The organism is Streptomyces sp. NPDC044063 (assembly GCF_056434285.1).
Window position 1 is genome coordinate 38,270 of record NZ_JBWKFM010000030.1, and the last position, 21,166, is coordinate 59,435.

A 21,166-nucleotide genomic window follows, 5' to 3' on the forward strand; every position below is an offset into this window, starting at 1 on the left:
GGGGGTCCGGTGCCGGTCAGAGCACCGGCAGCATCTTGCGCAGCTCGAAGGCGGTGACCTCGGAGCGGTACTCCTCCCACTCCTGCTTCTTGTTGCGCAGGAAGAAGTCGAAGACGTGCTCGCCGAGGGTCTCGGCGACGAGCTCGCTGCGCTCCATCAGCTCGATGGCCTCGCCGAGGTTCTGCGGGAGCGGCTCGATGCCCATGGCGCGGCGCTCGGCGTCGGACAGCGCCCAGACGTCGTCGTCGGCGCCGGCCGGGAGCTCGTAGCCCTCCTCGATGCCCTTCAGACCGGCGGCCAGCAGCACCGCGTAGGTCAGATAGGGGTTGGCGCCGGAGTCGATGGAGCGGACCTCGACCCGGGTGGAGCCGGTCTTGCCCGGCTTGTACATGGGCACCCGGATGAGGGCCGAACGGTTGTTGTGGCCCCAGCAGATGTACGAGGGGGCCTCGCCGCCGGCGCCGGCGGTGCGCTGGGAGCCGCCCCAGATGCGCTTGTAGGAGTTGACCCACTGGTTGGTCACGGCGGAGATCTCGCCCGCGTGCCGCAGCAGGCCGGCGATGAAGGACTTGCCGACCTTGGACAGCTGGTACTCGGCGCCGGACTCGTGGAACGCGTTGCGGTCGCCCTCGAAGAGGGAGAGGTGGGTGTGCATGCCGGAGCCGGGGTACTCGGAGAACGGCTTGGGCATGAACGTGGCCTGCACGCCCTGCTCCAGCGCCACCTGCTTCATCACCAGCCGGAAGGTCATGATGTTGTCGGCGGTGGACAGCGCGTCGGCGTAGCGCAGGTCGATCTCCTGCTGGCCCGGGGCGCCCTCGTGGTGGCTGAACTCCACCGAGATACCCATGGACTCCAGCATGGTGATGGCCTGGCGGCGGAAGTCCATGCCGACGTTCTGCGGGGTGTGGTCGAAGTAGCCGGAGGAGTCGGCGGGCACCGGGCGGGTGCCGTCCACCGGCTTGTCCTTGAGCAGGAAGAACTCGATCTCGGGGTGGGTGTAGAAGGTGAACCCGAGGTCCGAGGTCTTGGCCAGGATGCGCTTGAGGACGTAGCGGGGGTCCGCGTAGGACGGCGAACCGTCCGGCATGAGGATGTCGCAGAACATCCGGGCGGTGCCCGGGGCCTCCGCGCGCCAGGGCAGGATCTGGAAGGTCCCCGGGTCCGGCTTGGCGATCATGTCGGACTCGTAGACCCGGGCGAAGCCCTCGATCGCGGACCCGTCGAAACCGATGCCCTCGTCGAAGGCCTGCTCCAGCTCGGCGGGGGCGACGGCCACGGACTTCAGGTAGCCCAGGACGTCGGTGAACCACAGCCGGACGAACCGGATGTCGCGCTCTTCGAGCGTGCGGAGCACGAACTCCTGCTGCTTATCCATAGCTACCTATCCTTGCAGGTCAGACGGCTCGTTTCACCGGGTGCGGGCACAGGCTGGACCTTGAGTATCACGTCCCGGGGTTACCGGGGGGTTTCCGGGCGGCAGCCGCACCGTTCCGCCTTATGGGTGCATCGTACGTTCGCAGGGTGGATCTTGCCCCTCCCGATCCGCTGGATTTCCTCCCGTACCGGGCGGGAAGCCTCTTCGCGGGACCGAGGGGGGATGCCGGATGCGGACACGACGTCACGCCGGAGCCATGGCTCCGGGGGCCTGGGGAGCACGCGTCGTCGCGGTGGCCGTCGCGGCGGTCGTCGCGCTGGCCGGCTGCGGGAAGGAGGACTCGGGCGGCAAGGGCTCGGGCGGCAAGGGCTCCGGTGCCACGCCGGACGCCAAGGGATCACCGGGCGCCAAGGGATCACCGGGCGCCGAGGGATCGAAGGGCGCCGAGGGATCGAAGGGCGCCGAGGGATCGAAGGGCGCCGGGACAGCCGCGCTGCCCGGCCTCCCGCCGGTCGCGGACGCCCGGACGCGGCTGAAGGCGCTGAAGGAGGAGGCCCCGCACTCCATGTCGGGCTACAGCCGCTCCGCCTTCCCGCACTGGGCGCAGCAGGGGAACCGCTGCGACACCCGCGAGACGGTGCTGGAGCGCGACGGCAAGGACGTCAAGCGGGACGACCAGTGCCGGGCGGTCTCGGGCACCTGGCTCAGCCTGTACGACGGCAAGACGTACACCAAGGGCTCCCAGGTCGACATCGACCACATCGTTCCGCTGGCCAACGCCTGGCGGTCGGGTGCCGACAAGTGGGACAACGACCGGCGCAAGGCGTTCGCCAACGACCTGACGCATCCGCAGCTGCTCACCGTCTCGGCGGCCACCAACCGCTCCAAGGGCGACCAGTCCCCGGACCAGTGGCAGCCCCCGGACCGGGCCGCCTGGTGCGTCTACGGCCGGGCCTGGGTGTCGGTCAAGAGCACCTACGCGCTGAGCATCACCGCGGCCGAGCGGAACACCCTCACGAAGATGCTGGACTCCTGCGCCGGCTGAACCGAACGGCCCGGCGGTCAGGCACGTACGAACGGGGTGGCGAGGACGGCCGCCGCGATGGACTGCGGCCGGTCGTACATCAGCAGGTGGCCGGCCGGCGCCACGGCCTCGAAGCGCCCGTCGAGCAGGGCGGCGAGGGCCCGCTGGCGCTCCAGCCAGCGGAGCTCGTCCGCGGAGCCGGTGCCGGTGGAGGCGGCCAGGACGGTGACGGGGGCGGGCGGCAGCGGGTGGTGGGCGCGCAGGTCCTGGAGCTCGGCGGCGACGTCGTAGTAGCGGGCGTTCTCCATGAGCACCGCCCGCACCACGCGCCCGGTGCCGTAGACGCGGCGCACCAGGTCGGCCGGGGCCGGGTCGTCGCGGGTGAGGGAGGCGACCCGGACGCCGAGCCGGCGCAGGGCGGGGCCGAGCGCCCGGGGCAGCCCGGCGGCGGAGAAGGCCAGGCCGCGCACGTGCGCGGCGGCGGTGCGCAGCCCCAGCGCCGGCACCGGCCGGGCGTTCTCCTCGACGCTGGGGTCGGCGAGGACGAGCCCGGCCGTGCGCTCGGGGTGGAGCCGGGCGAACGCCTCGGCGTGGAAGGCGGCGAGCGAGTGGCCGACGACGGTGGCCGGGCCGGTCAGCCCGAGGGCGTCCAGGACGCCCGCTATCCGGGCACCCTCCGCTGCGGCCGTGGGCGGCCCGGCCGGCGGGGCGCTGAAGCCCAGCCCGGGCCGGTCGAAGCGGACCACCGTCCGGTGGGGGGTGAGCAGCGGGACGACGGGCTCCCAGTCGAACCAGGCCATGCCCAGCCCGGGGCTGAGCACGCACGGCGGCCCCGACCCCTCGCACAGCACGTGGAGGGGGACGCCGCCGACGCGCAGCATCCGTCCGGGTGGCCGCTCGAAACCGCTCATCCAGTCCCCCTCGCATCTCCGCGCCCCTCCGCCGGTCGCCGGACGAGCACGCGCAGGCTACTCGACCGGGCGGGTCCCGCGGTCCCCGGCCGTCACCCAGTGCGGCTTGCGGAACGCGAGGAACGCCAGCGGCGCCAGCAGCCCGAGGGTCGCCAGCCCGCCGCCCACGATCAGCAGGTAGCGCCACAGCGGCTGGCCGCCGAACTGCTCCGGCGGCACGAAGCCGATGCACATCGCGGCGGCCGAGGCGACGAAGCCGGTGCCCGCGACCAGGCGGACGGCCGGCACGCGGAAGCCGCGGGGCCGCTCGGGCCGGAGGGTGCGCAGCCGGATGACGGCGGCGAACATCAGCAGGTAGACGACGAGGTAGATCTGCGTGGCGACCACGGAGAAGATCCAGTAGGCGCTGGAGACGTCGGGCAGGAAGGCGTACAGGCCCGCGATGAGGGTGGTCAGCACCCCCTGGGCGACCATGATCGCGCGGGGTGCGCCGTGCCGGTTGAGCCGCTGGAGGGCGGGCGGCAGATAGCCCTCCTGGCGCGCGACCGCCAGCAGGCCCTGGGACGGGCCGGACATCCAGGTCAGCATGCCGCCGAGCGCGGCGGCGACCAGCAGCAGGCCGACGACCTTGGTCAGCCAGCCCACGTGGAAGTGGTCGAAGAAGCCCTGGAACGCCTGCATCACGCCGGCGGTCAGGCTCAGGTCCTCGCCCGGCATCACCCAGCTGATGGCGAGCGCGGGCAGGATGAAGATCAGCAGAACGAGTCCGGTGGCCAGGAAGACCGAGCGCGGGTACTGCCGGCCGGGCTCGCGCAGGGACGAGACGTGCACACCGTTCATCTCCATGCCCGCGTAGGACAGGAAGTTGTTGACGACGAGGACGAGGCTGGCCGGCCCGGTCCACGGCGGCAGGACGTGCCCGGTGTCCATGGGCGCGGCGGAGGGGTTGCCCTGGGCGAGGAAGACGACGCCGAGGACGACGAGGACCGCGCCCGGGATCAGGGTGCCGGCGATCAGGCCCATGCTGGACAGCCCGGCGACCGCCTTGGTGCCGCGCGAGGAGACCAGCACGCCCGCCCAGTAGACGACGACGATGACGGCGGCGACGTAGAGGCCGTTGCCGGCCAGCGAGGGGTCGATGACGTACGCGAAGGTGCTCGCCACGTACGCCAGCAGGCTCGGGTAGTACGCGATGGTCATCGCGAACTGGCACCACACGGCGAGGAAGCCCAGCGGCTTGGACAGGCCCTCGCTGACCCACCGGTAGACGCCGCCGGTCCAGCCGGAGGCGAGCTCGGCGGAGACCAGGGCGGTCGGCAGCAGGAAGACCACGGCCGGCAGGAGGTAGAGGAAGACGGCGGCCAGTCCGTAGAGCGCCATGGAGGGCGAGGGGCGCAGGTTCGCCACGGAGGCGGTGGTCATCAGGGCGAGCGTCGCCCAGGAGATGAACTGCGCCCGTTCGGGGCCCGGGCCGGGGACGACGGCGGTGCGGGGACTGTCCTCCCGCACCTGTTCCGTGATGGTCATGGGGGGAGGGGGTCCTTCGGGGCCGTGCGTCGATCTTTTCGCCCCATAATCGGCCCTTGGGGTCTCTCTGCGCACATCCGTGCCCCGCTCCCCGCCGCCGGACACCTGGAGACGGCATACCCCGAGGGGGTAGGGTGCCGGGAAGGTCGGAGGGCTCGGGAGGCAGGCGGTGCAAGGACGGCGGGGGGTCGGCGCGTGGTGCGGCCGGCTGCTGCTGTTCGCCGCGCTGGTCCTCGGCATCGTGACGATGCACACACTCGGCCATCCCCGCCATGAGCCCCCGCGGACGGCGGTCGTCGCCGACGGGGCCACCGGACACGCCGCGCACGGCGCCGCCGCGCCGCACGGCGCGCCTCGCGCCCAGGACCCCGCCGCCGGGCACGGCCCCCGGGCCGTGGACGCCCCCGCCGGCCACGGACCCCCCGGCATGGACCCCATGTCCGTCTGCCTCGCCGTCCTCGGGTCCGGCGCCGGGGCCGGAGCCGGCTGGGTGCTCGCCCTCCTCCTCGCCCTGGCCGCCGTCGTCGCCCTCGGGCTTCCCGTCGGCGCGGTCCCGGCGGGGCCCGGCGCGTGGTTCTCGCGCGCCCTGTGGCCCGTCCCGCCGCCACCGCGGCGGAAGGCCCTCGCCCGGTTGTCGGTGCTGCGCGTATAGCGCGGGCGGCGCCCCGCGCGCCGTCCCCGCGTACGACACCACCGACACCACACCCACGAGGTGCACTTCCCCATGCGTACGACCACCCGCCGCGCCGTGCTCGGCGCGGGCATCGCCCTGACCGGCGGCGGCCTGCTCAGCGCCTGCTCCGGCTCCCCGCGAAAGGCCGGATCCTCACCGGCCGGCTACGTCTCCCCCGGCGGCAAGGAGGTCGCCGCCGCCGAGGCCGCCAGGGCCGGCTCCGGCCGCGTCCGCGACGTCCGGCTCACCGCCACCCCGGCCCGGCTCGACCTGGGCGGCGGCCGCACGGTCGCGTCCTGGGCGTACGGCGACGCGCTGCCCGGCGAGGAGATCCGCGTCACCGCGGGCGACACCCTCGCCCTCACCCTCGCCAACCACCTGCCCGAGCCCACCTCCGTGCACTGGCACGGGCTGGCGCTGCGCAACGACATGGACGGCGTCCCCGGCCTCACCCAGCGGTCCGTGCGGCCCGGCGCGTCGTTCGACTACCGCTTCAACGTCACCCACCCCGGCACGTACTGGCTGCACCCCCACGCGGGCACCCAGCAGGACCGGGGGCTGTACGCGCCGCTGATCGTGGAGGACCCGAAGGAACCGCTGTCGTACGACAAGGAGTGGGTCGTCGTCCTCGACGACTGGGTCGACGGGGTCGACGGCAGCACTCCGGACGGCGTGCTCGCGGAGCTCTCCCAGGGCATGGGCGGCATGGATCACGGCGGGGGCGGCGCGGGCCACGGCGGCGGGGGGCACGGTGGGGGCGGGGGGCACGGTGGGGGCCACGACATGTCGCACATGGCGATGACCGGCCGGGCCGCGGCCGCCTCCCCGGCGCCCTCCGGGCCCTCCCGGATGCTGATGGGCGCCACCAGCGACGTCCTCGGCGGCGACGCGGGCGACGTCGCCTATCCGCACTATCTCGTCAACGGCCGCGTTCCCGAGGACCCGCGGACGTTCACGGCACGGCCCGGCGACCGCATCCGGGTGCGGTTGATCAACGCGGGCGGCGACACCGCCTTCCGGGTGGCGCTCGGCGACCACCGGATGACCGTCACCCACAGCGACGGCTTCCCGGTCGAGCACACGGAGACCGATTCCCTGCTGCTCGGCATGGGCGAGCGCTACGACGTACTGGTCGAGGCCAAGGACGGCGTCTTCCCCCTGACCGCGCTGGCGGAGGGCAAGAAGCGCACCGCGCTGGCCCTGCTGCGCACCGGCGGCGGGACGGCGCCCGCGGCGGACGTCCGGCCCCGGGAGCTGGACAGCGCCCCGCTGACCGCCGGCCGGCTGAAGGCCGCGGCGGGCGTCCGCCTGGCGGACCGGCGCCCCGACCGCACGCTCACGCTGCGGCTCACCGGTTCGATGGCGAAGTACGACTGGGCGATCGACGGCGCGCCGTACGACCCGGACCGGCGGCACCCGGTGCGCGCGGGCGAGCGGGTGCGGCTGGTGTTCGTCAACGAGACCACCATGTGGCACCCGATGCACCTCCATGGCCACACCTTCGCGCTGGCCGGCGGCGGGCCGCGCAAGGACACCGCGATCGTGCTGCCGGGCGAGCGGGTCACGGCCGACTTCGACGCGGACAACCCCGGGCTGTGGATGATCCACTGCCACAACGTCTACCACGCGGAGTCCGGGATGATGACGGTGCTGGGCTACCGCTCCTAGGGCGTCCGGCCGTCCGGGTACGCCACGGGCCCGCGCCGGACGCGGCGCGGGCCCGTACGCGACGGCTCAGAACGCCAGCGGCACCTGGGTGCCGGGCTGGATCTGGCCGTAGCGGTCCACGACCTTGTTCAGCTCGATCTGGTAGTAGAGGCCGTAGAAGCCGAGGAACCCCAGCAGCAGGCCGAGGCCACCGCTGCAGGTGGGCTGCAGGCCCGCGGCGCGCTGGGCGTCGGCGATCCGCCGGCCGGTCCGGTAGAGCGAGACGAACGGCGGCACGATCAGGAAGCCGCCCAGCGTGATGGCGAGCAGCGCCGTCCCGGGGTTGATCTGACGGCGGTTGTCGAACTCCGCCATCTCCTTATTGATCTTGTAGTACCAGACCAGGCCGTAGATGCCGAGGGTGATGAGCGGCAGGCCCAGCCAGGCGGCGAAGGGATTGCGGCGCTTCATGGACAGGCCGAAATGAGCCGCACCACCCTGCTGCGGGTAGCCGGGCATCGGGGCGGGAGCCGCCGGGTAGCCGTAGCCCGCCGGGGCCTGCTGCTGCGGGTAACCGCCCTGGTAGGGCTGGGCGGGAGCGGCCGGGGGGTAGGGGTTGCTGCCCGGGGCCGGCGGACCCCACTGCGGCGGCTGCATGCTCAACGAGTCTCCTCATGGAATTTCTGACAAAACATCAAGGAACCCGCAGCCGGAATTGCGCCACGGGTAGATCGCGCAGCTTGTCACAAGATTCCAATTCACTGCCAGGGGAATGCCTTCTTCACGACCGCGCGTGGCCCCGCTCACACGACATTGCGTCAGTCAGACGATTAGACTGGCGGCGTGGCTCAACTTCGTCTCGCCCTGAACCAGATCGACTCCCGCGTCGGCGACCTCGCCGGGAACGCCGAGACGATCGTCCGCTGGACCCGGCGCTCCGCCGAGCAGGGCGCCCACCTGGTGGCGTTCCCCGAGATGGCGCTGACCGGCTACCCCGTCGAGGACCTGGCGCTGCGGAGCTCCTTCGTCGAGGCCGGCCGCGCCGCGCTGCGCTCGCTGGCCGAGCGCCTCCGGGCGGAGGGCCTCGGCGAGCTGCCGGTCGTCGTCGGCTACCTGGACCGCAGCGAGGAGTCCGGCCACCGGCTGGGCCGCCCCGCCGGTTCGCCGCGCAACGCCGCCGCCGTGCTCCACCGCGGCGAGGCCGTGCTCACCTTCGCCAAGCACCACCTGCCGAACTACGGCGTCTTCGACGAGTTCCGGTACTTCGTGCCCGGCGAGACCATGCCCGTGGTGCGCGTCCACGGTGTGGACGTGGCGCTGGCCATCTGCGAGGACCTCTGGCAGGAGGGCGGCCGGGTGCCGGCGGCCCGCTCCGCCGGGGCCGGGCTGCTGCTGTCCATCAACGCCTCCCCCTACGAGCGCGAGAAGGACGACACCCGCCTGGAGCTGGTCCGCAGGCGCGCCCGGGAGGCCGGCTGCACCACCGCCTACCTCGCGATGACCGGCGGTCAGGACGAGCTGGTCTTCGACGGCGACACGATCGTCGTCGACCGCGACGGCGAGGTCGTCGCCCGCGCCCCGCAGTTCGAGGAGCGCTGCGTGGTGCTCGACCTCGACCTGCCCGCGGCCCCCGCCGAGGTGCCCTCCGGCATCGTCGACGACGGGCTGCGCATCGACCACGTCACGCTCTCCGCCGATGTGCTGCCCCCGTACGAGCCGGAGTTCACCGGCGGCGGGGCGCCGCACCTGAGCGACGACGAGGAGGTCTACCTGGCGCTGGTGACGGGCCTGCGCGCGTACGTGACGAAGAACGGCTTCCGCAGCGTCCTGATCGGCCTGTCCGGCGGCATCGACTCGGCGCTCGTCGCGGCCATCGCCTGCGACGCGGTCGGCCCGGAGAACGTGTACGGCGTGGCCATGCCCTCGCGCTACTCCTCCGACCACTCGATCGCCGACGCCGAGGACCTCGCCCGCCGCACGGGCCTGAACTTCCGGACCGTGCCGATCGCCCCGATGTTCGACGCGTACATGGGGTCGCTGGGCCTCACCGGCCTCGCCGAGGAGAACCTCCAGTCCCGCCTGCGCGGCACCCTGCTGATGGCGATCTCCAACCAGGAGGGCCACATCGTGCTGGCCCCGGGCAACAAGTCCGAGCTGGCCTGCGGCTACTCCACGCTCTACGGCGACTCCGTCGGCGCGTACGGCCCCATCAAGGACGTCTACAAGACCGGCATCTTCCGCCTCGCCCGCTGGCGCAACCGGGCGGCGGCCGAGCGCGGCGGGACCCCGCCGATCCCGGAGAACTCCATCACCAAGCCGCCGAGCGCCGAGCTGCGCCCCGGCCAGGTCGACACGGACTCGCTGCCGGACTACGAGGTGCTGGACCGTCTCCTGGAGCTGTACGTCGACCGCGACCGGGGCCGCGCGGACATCGTGGCGGAGGGCTTCGACCCGGAGCTCGTCACCCGGATCCTGCGCCTGGTCGACACTGCGGAGTACAAGCGCCGCCAGTACCCGCCGGGCACGAAGATCTCCCCGAAGGGCTTCGGCAAGGACCGCCGGCTGCCGATCACCAACAACTGGCGCGAGGTCTGACGCCCCCCGGGGCCTCCCTACGACGCCCCGCGCACGACCAGGCCGTCGAGGAGCCGCGCCGTGGCCTCGGCCACGGCGTCCACGGCCTCGTCGAAGACGGCCCGGTTGTGCGCGGCGGGCGCCCGGAAGCCGGACACCTTGCGCACGTACTGGAGGGCGGCGGCCCGGATGTCGTCCTCGCCCGCGTCGGGCGTGACCGGGGGCCTGAGGGTCTTGATGCTCCGGCACATGCCTCCAGTGTGCGCCCGGGCGTCCCCCGGCGGCGGCGCCTCAGAGGGTGACGCGCGCCGCGACCGGCAGGTGGTCGCTCGCCGTCGCCGGCAGGGACCAGGCCGAGACCGGGGCCACGCCGCGCACCATGATCTGGTCGATACGGGCCATCGGGAAGCCCGCCGGCCAGCTGAAGCCGAAGCCGTCCCCGGCCGCGCCCTGCGCCGAGCGCAGCTGCGAGGTGACGGGGGCCAGCGAACGGTCGTTCATGGTGCCGTTGAGGTCACCGAGGAGGACGACCTTCTTGACCGGCTCGCGGGCGATGGCCTGGCCGAGGGCGGCCGCGCTGTTGTCGCGCTGCCCGGCGGTGAAGCCGGCGTTGAACTTCACCCGCACCGACGGCAGGTGGGCGACGTAGACGGCGACCGGGCCCTTCGGGGTCTGGACGGTGGCGCGCAGCGCGCGGGTCCAGCCCATGCGGATGTCGACCGGGCGGTCGTCGGAGAGCGGGTACCTGCTCCACACGCCGACCGTGCCGTGCACGGCGTGGTACGGGTAGGCGCCGGCCAGCGCGCGCTCGTAGCGGGAGGCGTCGCTGAGCTCCTCCAGGGCCACGACGTCGGCGCCGGAGGCGGCGACGGCCCGGGCGGTGCCGGCGGGGTCGGGGTTCTGGGCGTTGACGTTGTGGGTGGCGACGGTGAAGTCGCCGCCCTTGGCGGACTTGGTGCCCAGCAGGCCGCCGAAGAGGTTGACCCAGATGACGGCCGGCAGCAGCAGGGCGACGAGGGCGGTCGCCGAGCGCCGCATCACCGCGCACACCAGCAGCACCGGGATCAGCAGGCCCAGCCAGGGGAGGAAGGTCTCGGTGAGGCTGCCGAGGTTGCCCACCCGGTTGGGTATGTCGGCGTGCAGCAGCATCAGCAGGGCGAGCAGGACGGCGAGGGCCGCCACGACCACGCCGCGTCGCCAGACGTCCCGGCCCCGCCACTGGTCCCGCCACCGGCGCAGGAGGTGCGGGACTCCGGAGCCGGTCCGCTCCGGACCCGCTTCCCCGAGACCCGTCTCCTCCGTGTATGCCTGCGGCATCGCTGTCCTCACCCGTTCCGTCCGCTGCTTCCCCGCCCTCCGACCATAGGTGATCATGACGGCGGGTCCGATCCTCGACGTCCCTGGCCGGGGCGTCGGGGAGGAGGACGAGCGTCCGGCCTGAGCGGGTTCCTCCGGACCCGGCCGGGACGGGCTCCTGTGACACAACGGGCACATTCGGACGAGTCCCCCCGTGTGCCTTCTCACGTCGGCCTCACATCGGCCTCACATCGGCCTCACGCCGGCCTCACGCCGGCCGTACGCCCTCCAGCAGGGTGTCCACGATCCGCTCGGACAACCCCTCCGGAAGGTCCTGCTCCGCGTGGAACAGCGCCCGGGAGAGCATCGGGCTGACGAAGAGGTCGGTGAGGAACGCGACGTCGAGGTCGGCGCGGACCTCCCCGTTCGCCATGCCGCGCCGCAGCACCGCCGCGAACGCCTCGCGCCGGGCCCGTACGACGGTGTCGTGGTACTCGTCCCACAGCGCGGGCCGGGCCCGCACCTCGGCCACGACGGTGCGCAGGACGGCGGAGGAGCGCTTGGCCAGGCCGCGCCGGCGCAGGAACTCCAGCAGGGCGACGAGGTCGTCGCGCACCGGGCCCCCGGTGGGGCCGGGCACGGCCTCGTCGAGGGAGCGCAGCACGTCGAGCAGCACCGCCTCCTTGCCGGGCCAGCGCCGGTAGACGGTGGCCTTGCCGACGCCGGCCTCGCGGGCTATGCGCTCCATCGACAGCTCGGCGACGCCGGTGCCCTCCTCCAGCAGCCGCAGCACCGTCTCGACGACGGCGGTGTCGACGGCCGCGCTGCGCGGCCGGCCGGGGCGGCCCGCGGTGGGTGCGGTCATCCCTCCGCCCCCTCGGCCTCGGCCTGCCGGGCCCGGGGGTCGGCGCCGACGGGCCCGGCGGTGGCGCGGGCCGCGCCCTTGGCGGGCAGGAAGCGCACCGCGACCAGCGCCCCGAGCAGGGCGAAGGCGGCGGCGCCCAGGACGGTGACGTGCATGGCGTGGAGGAAGGCCTCGTGGGCCGGGCCCACGAGGTCGCGGCCGCCGGGGCCGAGCCGGCGGGCGACGGCGAGGGTGGCCTCGATCGACTCGCCGGCCGCGTGCCGGGCCTCCCCGTCGAGCTCCGGGACGGCCGCGAGCCGGTCGGCGACGCCGTCGCGGTAGACGGTGGAGAGGACGGAGCCCAGGACGGCGACCCCGAGGGCGCCGCCGATCTGGCGGAAGGTGTTGTTCACCGCGGAGCCCGAGCCGGCCTTCTCCCGGGGCAGCGACTGCATGATCGAGACGGTGGCGGGCGGGGTGATGTGCGCCATCGCGGTGCCCTGGAAGAGGAAGAGGATCTCCAGCACCCACAGGGGTGTGTCGGCCTCGAGGAAGGCGTAGCCCGCCATCGTGACGGCCATGCCCAGCATGCCGGCGGTGCACACGGCGCGGGCGCCGAACCGCTGGACGACGATCCGGGTGCGCGACGCGAAGACCATCTGGGCGGCGGCCAGCGGCAGCATCAGCAGCCCGCTCTGCAGCGGGGTGAGGCCCCGGGCGCTCTGCAGGTAGAAGACCATGAAGAAGGTGACGCCCATCAGCCCGAAGAAGACCAGGGCGAGCGAGGTGACGGCGGCCGAGAAGGCGGGGTTCCGGAAGTAGCGCACGTCCATCGCGGGGTTGCCGCTGCGCCGCTCGTGGAGGACAAACAGGGTGAGCACCAGCAGGCCGCCGCCGGTCGTCCCCCAGACCTCGGGGACGGTGAAGTCGGCGAGCTGGCCACCCTTGATGATCCCGTAGACCAGCAGCACGAGCCCGGCGACGGACAGCAGCACGCCGACCGGGTCGAGCCGGCCCGGGCTCGGGTCCCGGGAGTCGGGCACCAGCACGATCATCGCGATCAGCGCCGCGGTGACGATGGGCAGGTTGATCAGGAAGACCGAGCCCCACCAGAAGTGGCTGAGCAGCAGGCCGCCGGTGATCGGCCCCAGGGCGATGGCCAGTCCGACCGCGCCGGCCCAGATGCCGATGGCCTTGGGCTGCTCCTCGCGATCGAAGACGTTCATGATGACGGCGAGCGTCGAGGGCATCACGAAGGCGCCGCCGAAGCCCATGAGCGCGCGGTAGGCGATCAGCTCCTCCGGGGAGCCGGCCAGCGCGGCCAGCGCGGAGCCGATCCCGAACACGGCCATACCGAAGATCAGCGTCCGCTTGCGCCCCCAGCGGTCGCCGAGCAGGCCCGCGGTGAACAGCATGCCGGCGAACACCAGCGTGTAGGAGTTGATCGCCCACTCCAGCTCGCTCTGGGTGGCACCCAGGCCCTCGGGCGCGGGCGCGGCGAGCGTCTTCATCGCCACGTTGAGGACGGAGTTGCCGAGGACGACCACGAGGAGGCTGCACAGGAGGACGGACAGGACGGCCCAGCGCCGGCGGTGCACGGCCTCGGGGACCCTGCGGGGCGGCGGCGCGGGGGTGTCGGGGGTTGCCATGGTCCCAGCCTAGGGCAGTTCCGATACGGTGCCGTCTCGTATCACTCGCAGGGAGGCCGCGGGGGCCGCTTCCCCGCCCGCCCGGGCCGTGTCAGCATGGAGGGGATCCGGGGACGCCGTCAGGGCGCCTCGAGACGACACACACAGGAGCACCGGCCATGACGCACGCTGTGACGACCCCCGACAGCAGCCAGAGGAACGACAAGGCGCTGTACGGCGGAACGAGCTCTCGGCGCATCACCGTCCGCGACATCGCCCGCGCCAAGGAGCGCGGCGAGAAGTGGCCCATGCTGACCGCCTACGACGCGATGACCGCCTCCGTCTTCGACGAGGCCGGCATACCCGTCCTGCTGGTGGGCGACTCCATGGGCAACTGCCACCTCGGCTACGACTCCACGGTCCCCGTGACCATGGACCAGATGACCCTGCTCTCGGCCGCCGTCGTACGCGGCACCCGGCGCGCCCTGATCGTCGGCGACCTGACCTTCGGCTCGTACCAGGAGGGCCCGGTCCAGGCGCTGCGCAACGCCACCCGGCTGGTGAAGGAGGCGGGCGTCGGCGCGGTCAAGCTGGAGGGCGGCGAGCGCTCGGCCCACCAGATCGAGCTGCTGGTCCAGGCCGGCATCCCGGTGATGGCGCACATCGGCCTCACCCCGCAGTCGGTCAACGCCTACGGCGGCTACCCCGTCCAGGGCCGCGGCGAGGAGGCGGCGGCGCAGCTGCTGCGCGACGCCAAGGCCGTCCAGGACGCGGGCGCCTTCGCGGTGGTCCTGGAGCTGGTCCCGGCGGAGCTGGCCGCCGAGGTCACCCGGACCCTCCACATCCCGACCGTCGGCATCGGCGCGGGCGTGGAGTGCGACGCCCAGGTGCTGGTGTGGACCGACATGGCCGGCATGACGTCCGGCCGGGTGCCGCGCTTCGTCAAGCAGTACGCGCGGCTGCGCGAGACCCTCGGCGACGCCGCGAAGGCCTTCGCGGAGGACGTCGTCGGCGCCGCGTACCCGGCCGAGGAGCACTCCTTCCACTGATCCGCCAGGGCCCGGGGGCCGGGCACCGGGGGGCTGTCGGCGATCTGTCGGTGGCCTGTCGGTGCCCGGCACCCGGTGCCGGGCGGCCGTCGGCCCGCTGTCGGTGACGCCTGGCACCGTAAGGGCCATGAAGCGAAACGACAGCCCACGAAGCGGCGGGAACGCCGTCGAAGTACGGGGCCTGGTCAAGCACTTCGGCGAGACCAGAGCGCTGGACGGGGTCGACCTGGACGTGCGCGAGGGCACCGTCCTCGGTGTCCTCGGCCCCAACGGCGCGGGCAAGACCACGCTGGTCCGCTGCCTCTCCACCCTCATCCGGCCGGACGCGGGCACCGCCCGGGTCGCCGGCTACGACGTGGTCCACCAGCCCCGGCAGCTGCGCCGGACCATCGGCCTCACCGGCCAGTACGCCTCCGTGGACGAGAAGCTCTCCGGCTGGGAGAACCTCTACATGATCGGGCGGCTCCTCGACCTCTCCCGCAAGGACGCCCGCCGCCGCGCGGACGAGATGCTGGAGCGCTTCTCGCTGACCGAGGCCGCCAAGCGCCCCTCGGGCACCTACTCCGGCGGTATGCGCCGCCGGCTCGACCTGGCCGCCTCCATGATCGGCCGGCCGTCGGTGCTCTACCTGGACGAGCCCACCACCGGCCTCGACCCCCGCACCCGCAACGAGGTGTGGGAGGAGGTCCAGCGCATGGTCGGCGAGGGCACCACGGTCCTGCTCACCACGCAGTACATGGAGGAGGCCGAGCAGCTCGCCCACGAGCTGACCGTCATCGACCGCGGCAAGGTCATCGCCGGCGGCCGGGTGGACGAGCTGAAGGCCAAGGTCGGCGGCCGCACCCTCCAGGTCCGCCCGGCCGACGCGGGCCGGCTCCACGAGCTGGCCGACGCGGTCACCCGGGCCGGTCTCGACGGCATCGCCGGCGCGACCGCGGACGTGGCCGAGGGCGTGGTCAACGTCCCGATCGTCAGCGACGAGCAGCTGACCGCCGTGGTGTCCCTGCTGGGCGAGCGCGGCTTCGCCCTGGCCGGGATCAGCACCCACCTGCCCAGCCTCGACGAGGTCTTCCTCGCCATCACGGGCCAGAAGACGTCCACGCACGACGCCGAGCAGCCCACCCGCAACGACGAGCTCGTGGAGGTCGCGGCATGAGCGCGACGACGGTCAGCGCGCCCCCGGCGGCGCCCGCCCGGGAGGGCCGGATCGGCCTGCGGGGCAATCTCCGGCACATCGGCGCCCTCGCCCGGCGCAACATGCTCCAGATCAGGCAGGACCCCGAGTCGATGTTCGACGCGGTCATGATGCCGATCATCTTCATCCTGCTCTTCACCTATGTCTTCGGCGGCTCCATCGCCGGCAAGGGCCACGAGAAGGAGTACGTCAACTACCTCGTGCCCGGCCTGATGGCCATGATGGGCATCCAGATCTCCATGGCGGTCGGCTCGGGCATCAACGACGACTTCAAGAAGGGGGTGATGGACCGCTTCCGCACCATGCCGATAGCCCGGTCCTCCGTCCTCATCGCGAAGATCGTCGTCGAGACCGGCCGGATGCTCATCGGCACCGTGATCCTGCTGGCCATGGGCTTCGCGGTCGGCCTGACCGTCAGCACCTCGGTGTTCAACCTGCTGGCGGCCGTCGCGCTCGCCATGGTCTTCGGCGCCTCCCTGATGTGGATCTTCATCCTGCTGGGCCTGGCCCTGCGGACGGCCCAGGCGGTGCAGGGAATCGCCATGCTCGTCCTGATGCCCCTCCAGTTCGGCAGCTCCATCTTCGCGCCGCCCGGCAACATGCCCGGCTGGCTGGAGACCTTCACCCGCTACAACCCGCTGTCCAACCTCGCCGACGCCGCCCGCAACCTGATCAACGGCGGCCCGGTCGCCCACTCGGTGTGGATGACGCTGGCCTGGTCCGTGGGCATCACGGTCGTCACGGCGCCGCTGGCGGTCGCCCGTTTCCGCAAGAAGACGTGACCGGGAAGCGGCCCGCGAGGGCCGCGCGGCACCGCCCGGTGCGCACCGGGACGCGTCACACCAGGGCGCCGGCCTCCTCGGGAGAGAGTCCGGCGCCCTCGGCGTACGCACGCCCGTACGCCTCCTCCCCCAGCTCGGCGCGGGCCCGCTCCACGGCGGCCGTGTGGATGTCCCGTTCCAGGGACGCGATGTGGAAGGCGGCCGGGCGCATCGCGTCGGAGGCGCCGATCAGCCGGGCGCCCTTCGCGGCGTGCTCCGCGCCGCCCAGCACGGCGTACGCGTGCCCGGCGTTGAGCAGCTGTATCGCGGTCATCTGCGGCGCTATCAGCCTGCTGAGCCGGTCGTCGGCCTTCTCCAGGGCCAGGCGCAGCCGGGGCAGCGCGTCCCCGGGACGGCCCCGCACGGTCTCCACCCAGGCCAGCAGTCCGTGCATCATGGCCTCGAACACCGGGATGGCCCGGTCCCCGAACTCGGCGGCCAGCTCCTCGAAGATCTCCGCCGCCTCCGCCAGCCGGTGCTGCCGGCCCAGCAGGATGCCGAGCTGGACGCGGACGAACGCGGCGGCGTCCGGGCCGGCCCGCTCGACGTCGGCGAGCGCCTCCCGGTAGAGGCCCTCCGCCTCCACCAGGTCGAGCCTGCCGTCCTCGACCAGCACCTCCGTCAGCCGGGCCCGCAGCAGCGGCACCTGGCCCTCGGAACCCAGCTCCCGGACCCGGTCGATGGCCTCCCGGTAGTCCTCGGCCGCGTCCGCGAACCTGCCCCGCTTCTCCAGGGCCTCGCCCCGGCCGGACAGCGCCTCGGCCACTCCCCAGGAATCGCCCAGACCGCGGAAGATCTCCAGGCTCTCGTCGGCGTCCGCGATGCCCTGGTCCATCCGGTCCGGGCTGTCGTTGAGGACCTTGGCGCGCAGCTGGAGCATGTTGGCGAGCTCCCAGGCGTAGCCCAGCGCGCGGCAGCGGTCCACGGCGTCGTCGAGGATCGCGTAGAGGTCGTCCACGGCCCCGGTCATCAGGCTCGCGTAGTACCACATCACACCCGGCACCCGGCAGTTCTGCGGCTGCCCGTCGCCGTAGGCGGTGACGATGCCGCGCAGCAGGCGCTGCGTCTCCGGCTCGCCGATCTCCCGCATATTGGCCTCGAAGTTGGCGACCGCGATCAGCCGGACGCCCCGCCGCGCCTCCTGCAGCAGGTCGGGCGGCATCGGCGGGGGCAGCTCCGTGCAGCTCTGCAGCAGGGGCGGCGCCAGGACGACGGGATCGGCGAACGGGTCGGGGCCGAGCCCGGCGACGGCCCCGGCCCAGTGCCGGGCGTCGGCGCGGTGGTCGCGCAGCTGCCAGAACCAGCCCAGGGACAGCACGAGGCACAGCGCCTCCTGCTCCTCGCCCGCGGCGACGGCGCGGCGCAGCGCGGAGCGGAGGTTGTCGTGCTCCCGCTCCAGCAGGTCCAGCCAGGCGCGCTGCTCCGGACCGCGCAGCAGGGGGTCGGCGGTGCGGGCCAGTTCGCGGTAGGCCACCAGGTGCAGCCGCTCGACCGCCGCCCGCTCGCCGGCCTCGTCCAGCCGCTCGCCGGCGTACTCCCCGACGGTCTCCAGCAGCCGGTAGCGCATCTGGCCACCGGCCGCGGGCGCCGCGACCACGAGCGACTTGTCGACCAGCGAGCCGAGCAGGACCGCCACGTCCAGCGCGTCGACCTCCGCGCCGTCGGCGCACACCTCCTCGGCGGCCACCAGGTCGCAGCCGCCGGAGAAGACGGACAGCCGGCGCAGCACGGCGCGTTCGGGCGCGTCCAGCAGGTCCCACGACCAGTCGACGACCGCGCGCAGCGTCTGCTGGCGGGGCAGCACGGTCCGGCTGCCGGACGTCAGCAGCCGGAAGCGGTCGTCGAGGCGGTCGGCGAGGCCGCGCGGGGTCAGCAGCCGCAGCCGGGCCGCGGCCAGCTCGATGGCGAGCGGCAGCCCGTCCAGGCGGTGGCAGATCTCCGCGCAGGCCGCCGGGTCGTCCTCCACCCGGAAGCCGGGCCGGGCGGCCGCGCCCCGGTCGGCGAGCAGCCGCAGCGCCACCGGGTCCGGCAGCGGCTCCACGGGCCGCACCAGCTCGCCGGGCACGGCGAGGGGTTCCCGGCTGGTGGCGAGCACGGTGACGCCGGGGCAGTGCGCGAGCAGCGTCTCGGCGAGCCGGGCCGCGGCCCCGATCACGTGCTCGCAGTTGTCCAGGACGAGCAGCATCCGGCGGCGGGCGCAGTGCTCCGCCAGCCGGCCCAGCGGGTCGAGGGCGGCGTCCGTCGTGGCCCCCCGCAGCCCCTCGGTGGCGCTGCTGCGCACCACGGTCTCGCGCGCCCCGAGCGCGGTCAGCACGGCCTCGGGCACGGTCTCGGGGTCGTCGACGGGCGCGAGCTCCGCCAGCCACACGCCGTCGGGCCAGCGGTCCTCCGCGGCGGCGGAGGCCTCGGCGGCCTCCTGCGACAGCCGCGTCTTGCCGGCCCCGCCGGGCCCCAGCAGGGTCACCAGCCGGTGCCGCCCGAGATCCTGGCGGATCAGCGCGAGCTCCCCCTCCCGCCCGACGAACGAGGTCAGCCGGGCCCGCAGGTTCCCCCGGGGAGCGGCGACGTGGGCCGCGGCGCCCTCGGCCCCACCGGGGGCGTACGCACCGGGACCGGAACCGGGCCCGCCGGCCTGCGGGGCGACGGCCGGCCCGGCACCCGGGCGTGGCGCCGTCGTGGTGTCGGGGACCGGCTCCGAGGCGAGGAGTTCGGTGTGGAGGGCGCGCAGGGCCGGGCCCGGGTCGGTGCCCAGGCGGTCGGCCAGGGAGCGGGCCACGTCCGCGTACGCGGCGAGGGCCTCCGCCGGGCGGCCGGCGGCGCGCAGCGCGCGCAGCCGGATGACCTGGAGCGGCTCGTCCAGCGGATGGGCGTCGCAGAGCTCGGCCAGCTCGGGCAGGACCGCGGCGGCGTCGCCGAGGGCCACGCCGGCGGCCAGCCGGGCGCGGCGGGCGGCGAGGCGGCGGGTGTCACAGCGGGCGGCCGGCGCGGTGCGGTCGGGGAGGTCGGCCAGGGCCGGGCCCCGCCACAGGGCGAGGGCGTCGTCGAGGAGGCCCCTGGCCTTGGCGGGGTCGCCGTCGGCCAGCGCCCGCTCGCCCTCGCCGGCGAGCCGCTCGAAGCGGTGGAGGTCGACGTCGTCGGGCTCGGCGCACAGCCGGTAGCCGCCGGCTACGGAGGCCACCGTGTCGTGGCCGACGGCCCGCCGCAGCCGGCCGACGAGCGCCTGCAGGGCGCCGGTGGCGTCGGCGGGCGGCGCGCCGTCCCAGACCTCGGCGATCAGCGTCTCGGGGTCCAGGACCCGGCCGGGCCGCAGGGCCAGCGCGGCCAGCAGCGCGCGCAGCCGGGCCCCGCCGAGGGGAAGGAGGTTCCCGTCACCGGAATGGACCTGGGTGCTGCCGAGGATGCCGTAACGCATCGCCCTATTCTCCCCCCGCTCGAACTTCGTGCTACGCCTTATCGTCGCGCACCGAGTACCGTCGCCCGGTACGCCCACCGGCCGCGGGGTGTCCCGGCGGCCCCTCCCCTCCCCAGGAGCACTACTCATGACAACGGACGCGGCCCGCGGCGAGCGGCGCATCAGCCCCGTCTTCCTCGCCCTCGTCGCCGTCATGGCGGTCTCCATATGGGCCGTGTGGAACGACTTCGCGAAGAACCCGGGCCTGCCCGTGTTCCTGTTCGTGACCTCGGCGTGGATCGTGTCGCTGTGCCTCCACGAGTTCGCGCACGCCCGGACCGCCCTCCACGGCGGCGACATCTCGGTGGGCGCCCGCGGCTACCTCACCCTCAACCCGCTCGCCTACACCCACGCCCTGCTGAGCATCGTGCTGCCGCTGGTGTTCGTCGTGCTGGGCGGCATCGGTCTGCCCGGCGGCGCGGTCTTCATCGAGCAGCACCGCATCCGCGGCCGGTGGAAGCGGAGCCTGGTCTCGGCGGCCGGCCCGCTGACGAACCTCGTCTTCGCCGCGGTGGTCTCGGCGCCGTTCTGGCTGGGTGCCCTCGACGGCGTGCCGGACGACCTCCGCTACGCGCTCGGCTTCCTCGTCATGCTGGAGGTGACCGCCACGATCCTGAACATCCTGCCGGTCCCCGGCCTGGACGGCTACGGCGTGATCGAGCCCTGGCTGTCGGCGAAGGTGCGCCGCCAGCTGGAGCCCTTCGCCCCGTTCGGCCTGCTCGCGGTCTTCGGCTTCCTGTGGATCCCCGAGGTCAACCACGCGTTCTTCGACATGATCGACGCGGTGCTGCGGGCCCTCGGGGTCAGCGAGTGGGACACCTGGAACGGCTGGCGTCTCTTCCGCTTCTGGGAGGGCAACGCCGCCGTCCCGCTCAACCCGTGACGCGGCCCGGCCGGTGACGCCGGTCAGCCCGTGACGCCGCCCCGCTCGGCCGCCGCCTTGTCGTTCTTCGCCTTGCGCAGGTAGTACCAGGCGATGTTCGAGGACACGCCGAGCAGCAGGATCCAGACGATGCCCAGCCAGCTGCCCTCGGCGAACGAGACGGCTGCGGCCGCCACGGCGAGGACGCACACGGCGAGGGCGTAGAGGGCGAGGCGGGGCATGGGGGCGGCTCCTGTCCGGCGTCCGGGGGCGCACATGTGCGTAC

Annotated in this window: 18 protein-coding genes; 8 read left to right on the forward strand and 10 right to left on the reverse strand. The window is 73.7% G+C overall.

The features are described from left to right. Positions 1–16: 16 nt before the first annotated feature. Positions 17–1,378, reverse strand: coding sequence for a type I glutamate--ammonia ligase (gene glnA, locus AC07BS_RS28715; RefSeq protein WP_071962738.1), 1,362 nt, complete (start codon positions 1,376–1,378; stop codon positions 17–19). 229 nt (positions 1,379–1,607) lie between these two features. Between glnA and AC07BS_RS28720 the strand changes: the two genes are divergently transcribed. Further along, complete coding sequence (locus tag AC07BS_RS28720; RefSeq protein ID WP_478934931.1) at positions 1,608–2,423, forward strand: GmrSD restriction endonuclease domain-containing protein; 816 nt, start codon at positions 1,608–1,610, stop codon at positions 2,421–2,423. 17 nt (positions 2,424–2,440) lie between these two features. On the opposite strand, the gene AC07BS_RS28725 is transcribed toward AC07BS_RS28720, so the two are convergent. Next, entirely contained in the window at positions 2,441–3,313 is an 873-nt protein-coding gene (locus AC07BS_RS28725; RefSeq protein WP_478641198.1) for an alpha/beta fold hydrolase, read from the reverse strand. 57 nt (positions 3,314–3,370) lie between these two features. Continuing rightward, positions 3,371–4,840: a glutamate/gamma-aminobutyrate antiporter GadC gene (gadC, locus tag AC07BS_RS28730; protein WP_478934932.1), complete on the reverse strand. Its 1,470-nt coding sequence runs from the start codon at positions 4,838–4,840 to the stop codon at positions 3,371–3,373. A 169-nt stretch (positions 4,841–5,009) separates the two neighbouring features. On the opposite strand from gadC, the gene AC07BS_RS28735 reads away from it, so the two are divergent. Together AC07BS_RS28735 and AC07BS_RS28740 are read left to right on the forward strand one after the other, a co-directional pair. After that, positions 5,010–5,492 (forward strand): hypothetical protein, encoded by a 483-nt coding sequence (locus AC07BS_RS28735; protein ID WP_478934933.1) that lies wholly within the window; start codon positions 5,010–5,012, stop codon positions 5,490–5,492. A 72-nt stretch (positions 5,493–5,564) separates the two neighbouring features. Then, positions 5,565–7,181: a multicopper oxidase family protein gene (locus AC07BS_RS28740; RefSeq protein WP_478934934.1), complete on the forward strand. Its 1,617-nt coding sequence runs from the start codon at positions 5,565–5,567 to the stop codon at positions 7,179–7,181. A gap of 66 nt (positions 7,182–7,247) precedes the next feature. On the opposite strand, the gene AC07BS_RS28745 is transcribed toward AC07BS_RS28740, so the two are convergent. Continuing rightward, complete coding sequence (locus AC07BS_RS28745; RefSeq protein WP_478641204.1) at positions 7,248–7,817, reverse strand: DUF4234 domain-containing protein; 570 nt, start codon at positions 7,815–7,817, stop codon at positions 7,248–7,250. Positions 7,818–8,003: 186 nt separating this feature from the next. Between AC07BS_RS28745 and AC07BS_RS28750 the strand changes: the two genes are divergently transcribed. Next, positions 8,004–9,755 (forward strand): NAD+ synthase, encoded by a 1,752-nt coding sequence (locus AC07BS_RS28750; RefSeq protein WP_478934935.1) that lies wholly within the window; start codon positions 8,004–8,006, stop codon positions 9,753–9,755. A 17-nt stretch (positions 9,756–9,772) separates the two neighbouring features. On the opposite strand, the gene AC07BS_RS28755 is transcribed toward AC07BS_RS28750, so the two are convergent. The 4 genes from AC07BS_RS28755 to AC07BS_RS28770 all read right to left on the reverse strand — a co-directional run bounded on the left by AC07BS_RS28755 (position 9,773) and on the right by AC07BS_RS28770 (position 13,523). Further along, entirely contained in the window at positions 9,773–9,985 is a 213-nt protein-coding gene (locus AC07BS_RS28755) for a DUF2277 domain-containing protein (protein ID WP_478641208.1), read from the reverse strand. 40 nt (positions 9,986–10,025) lie between these two features. Beyond that, positions 10,026–11,051 carry an endonuclease/exonuclease/phosphatase family protein gene (locus tag AC07BS_RS28760; RefSeq protein ID WP_478641209.1) on the reverse strand — a complete coding sequence of 342 codons (1,026 nt, stop codon included), beginning with the start codon at positions 11,049–11,051 and terminating at the stop codon, positions 10,026–10,028. Positions 11,052–11,298: 247 nt separating this feature from the next. Continuing rightward, complete coding sequence (locus AC07BS_RS28765; protein WP_478641211.1) at positions 11,299–11,895, reverse strand: TetR/AcrR family transcriptional regulator; 597 nt, start codon at positions 11,893–11,895, stop codon at positions 11,299–11,301. Beyond that, positions 11,892–13,523: an MFS transporter gene (locus AC07BS_RS28770; RefSeq protein WP_478641213.1), complete on the reverse strand. Its 1,632-nt coding sequence runs from the start codon at positions 13,521–13,523 to the stop codon at positions 11,892–11,894. Before AC07BS_RS28770 ends, AC07BS_RS28765 begins: the two co-directional genes overlap by 4 nt. Before the next feature lie 158 nt (positions 13,524–13,681). On the opposite strand from AC07BS_RS28770, the gene panB reads away from it, so the two are divergent. The 3 genes from panB to AC07BS_RS28785 all read left to right on the forward strand — a co-directional run bounded on the left by panB (position 13,682) and on the right by AC07BS_RS28785 (position 16,528). Further along, entirely contained in the window at positions 13,682–14,551 is an 870-nt protein-coding gene (gene panB / locus AC07BS_RS28775; RefSeq protein ID WP_478641214.1) for a 3-methyl-2-oxobutanoate hydroxymethyltransferase, read from the forward strand. Positions 14,552–14,678: 127 nt separating this feature from the next. After that, a complete protein-coding gene (locus AC07BS_RS28780) occupies positions 14,679–15,707 on the forward strand; it encodes an ATP-binding cassette domain-containing protein (RefSeq protein WP_478641215.1) in 1,029 nt (342 codons plus the stop codon). After that, positions 15,704–16,528, forward strand: a complete 825-nt coding sequence (locus AC07BS_RS28785) for an ABC transporter permease (RefSeq protein WP_478641217.1) — start codon at positions 15,704–15,706, stop codon at positions 16,526–16,528. The genes AC07BS_RS28780 and AC07BS_RS28785 overlap by 4 nt, the downstream gene beginning before the upstream one ends. A 55-nt stretch (positions 16,529–16,583) precedes the next feature. Here AC07BS_RS28785 and AC07BS_RS28790 read toward each other — a convergent pair whose 3' ends face one another. Next, complete coding sequence (locus AC07BS_RS28790) at positions 16,584–19,979, reverse strand: AfsR/SARP family transcriptional regulator (RefSeq protein ID WP_478641218.1); 3,396 nt, start codon at positions 19,977–19,979, stop codon at positions 16,584–16,586. 127 nt (positions 19,980–20,106) lie between these two features. Here AC07BS_RS28790 and AC07BS_RS28795 point away from each other — a divergent pair, with 127 nt between their 5' ends. Further along, on the forward strand, positions 20,107–20,901 hold the full coding sequence (locus tag AC07BS_RS28795; protein WP_478641219.1) for a site-2 protease family protein: 795 nt from the start codon (positions 20,107–20,109) through the stop codon (positions 20,899–20,901). A gap of 23 nt (positions 20,902–20,924) precedes the next feature. Here the strand turns inward: AC07BS_RS28795 and AC07BS_RS28800 are convergent, their stop codons facing one another. Next, the gene (locus tag AC07BS_RS28800) at positions 20,925–21,122 is read right to left on the reverse strand and encodes a hypothetical protein (protein ID WP_478641220.1); all 198 of its coding nucleotides are present in this window, start codon (positions 21,120–21,122) and stop codon (positions 20,925–20,927) included. Between the last annotated feature and the right edge of the window lie 44 nt (positions 21,123–21,166).